Raw genomic sequence first — 2,018 nt, forward strand, 5'->3', positions numbered from 1 at the left:
GATAGGAGCCCCAGAATAAACAACCCAAGTCCAAGTTCTTTCATGATAATAAATAGTGATGTAGTGACTCTATGAAATAGTGGGCCCATGAAGTTGGTATTCCGGTGAAGGAACTTCAGCAGAATGCAACCTCACGGGCTCACCAATATCTTTCGGTTACTGCTTTACAGCTATGCAGGAAATTTCCACTTGCACGTCCTTCGGCAAACGACTTACTTCCACGGTTTCGCGTGCCGGGGCGTAATCGGTGGAGAAATAACTGCCGTATATTTCGTTGATGAGGTTGAAGTTGCCGAGGTCTTTCACGAAGATGCTGCACTTCACCACGTCGGTCAGGGTCAGGCCGGCGGCGGCCAGCACGGCGGTCAGATTCTTCAGCACCTGGTGGGTCTGGGCCGCTACGTCGCCGGCTACCAGCTGCCCCGCCGCATCCAGCGGGATCTGGCCCGATACGTACACGGTGTTGCCCGCCTTCACGGCTTGCGAGTAGGGGCCAATGGGCGCCGGAGCCTGGTCGGTCAGAATAATCTGGTGGGGCATAATGCGGGGAAGAGATTAGTGGAATCAGGCCTCAAAGTAACAACATAAAACCGCGCTACTTCCGCGGCGCGGGCCGCTTCCAATCTACCCAAATAGCCTGCTTGCCGAAGTACTGTGCCATCACCTGATTGCCCCATAAGCCGGGACTAGGGCCAATATCAAACAGGACTTACGCAAAGGTGCTACTTTGAGGTAAACGCATGAGCGATGCTGACCCAAGCGAAGTACATTGATTATTTGCTCAGTACGCCCCGCAACTACACGTGCCCGCACTTGGCGGCGCATCTGCCGGGCGTGAGCCCCGACGAGGGGACTCGATTTTTGCGCAACAGCGCCTTTTCCGCCAACCCGTTGCGTGCGCTGGTCCTGCCCTTGCTGCACGATTCGCCGGAGGCTTTTTTGCTGGTCGACGACAGCGTCCAGGACAAGGGCTACAGCCGCTTCATCGAAGTGGCCAAGCGGCAGTACTCCGGCGCCGTGCACGGCCCGGTCACGGGCATCGGCTTGGTCAACCGGGTGCAGAGCAGCGGCGAAAGCGGCGACTTTTTGCCCCTGGATTTCCGCCGCTACGCCCCGGAGGCCGACGGGCTGCCCAAGAACGAGCACTTCCAAGCCATGTTTGCGCAGGTCGTGGCCGAGGACAAGCGGCTGGCGCGCACGGTCTTATTCGACTCCTGGTACGCGGCCAGCGCGAATGTGAAGCAGATTCACCGGGCCGGTTGGACGTTTTTCACCCCCCTGAAAAGCAACCGCTTGGTGAGCCTGAGCAAAGAGCGCGGCGACCAGGGCCTGGACACGCTCGAACCGCCAGCCAGCGGCTGGAGCCGGGGCGTGGAAGTGCGGCTGCAACAAGTGCCTTTTGCGGTAAAACGCTTCAAGCTGGTTGCCACAAGCTGGTTGCCACAAGCTGGTTGCCCCGGAGGGCAGCATTGAAGGGGTCGTTACCAACCACTTGGCCGCCCACCTGCGCCGCGAAATGGTCATTGAAGCCGTGCCGGTGCGCGGGCAGGTGGAGGAATTCCACCGCAGCGTCAAGCAGCTCACCGGCTCCGAAAAATGCCCGTGCCGCAAGGCCAGCGCCCAGCGCCACCACCTCACGTGCTGCTACCTGGCCTGGGTGTCGCTGCGCCAGCACGCCCCTGCCATCGGCCAAACCATTTACCAAGCCCATCAACAGCCCTGGTCGGCGTTGCTGCGCCAACAGCTCCAAAATCCCCCTTTCCCTAGAGTACTACCCCTCCCTGCGTAAGCCCTATCAAAGTAAGCCAACGTGGCCGGCATAACCGGCAGCGGGGGCACCGTTACCGAGTCGGCGACAGTAGTTCGGAGCAGGTCGTAGCGGCTCCGCTCGGCGGCGTCGAAGCGGCGGGCATCGCCACTTAGCCAGTCGTGGTAGGCCTGGCCTACAGTGCTGTAGCTGCGGCCAATGGCTTCGCCCCGCAGTCGGCCATTGCCATCGGAGAGCAGCGCCAAGCCCA

General features: G+C 60.5%; 1 protein-coding gene and 1 pseudogene. One reads left to right on the top strand and one right to left on the bottom strand.

Features of this window, described 5'->3' with window-relative positions; all coding sequences use genetic code 11:
* Nucleotides 1-156 precede the first annotated feature (156 nt).
* On the bottom strand, nucleotides 157-540 hold the full coding sequence (locus tag VF629_RS25170) for a RidA family protein (protein WP_331061279.1): 384 nt from the start codon (nucleotides 538-540) through the stop codon (nucleotides 157-159).
* A 207-nt stretch (nucleotides 541-747) separates the two neighbouring features.
* Between VF629_RS25170 and VF629_RS25175 the strand changes: the two are divergent.
* A pseudogene (locus tag VF629_RS25175) lies at nucleotides 748-1,789 on the top strand (IS701 family transposase).
* The last annotated feature ends 229 nt before the right edge of the window (nucleotides 1,790-2,018 follow it).

Origin of the sequence: Hymenobacter sp. (assembly GCF_036388155.1) — a bacterium.
Lineage (GTDB): Bacteria > Bacteroidota > Bacteroidia > Cytophagales > Hymenobacteraceae > Hymenobacter.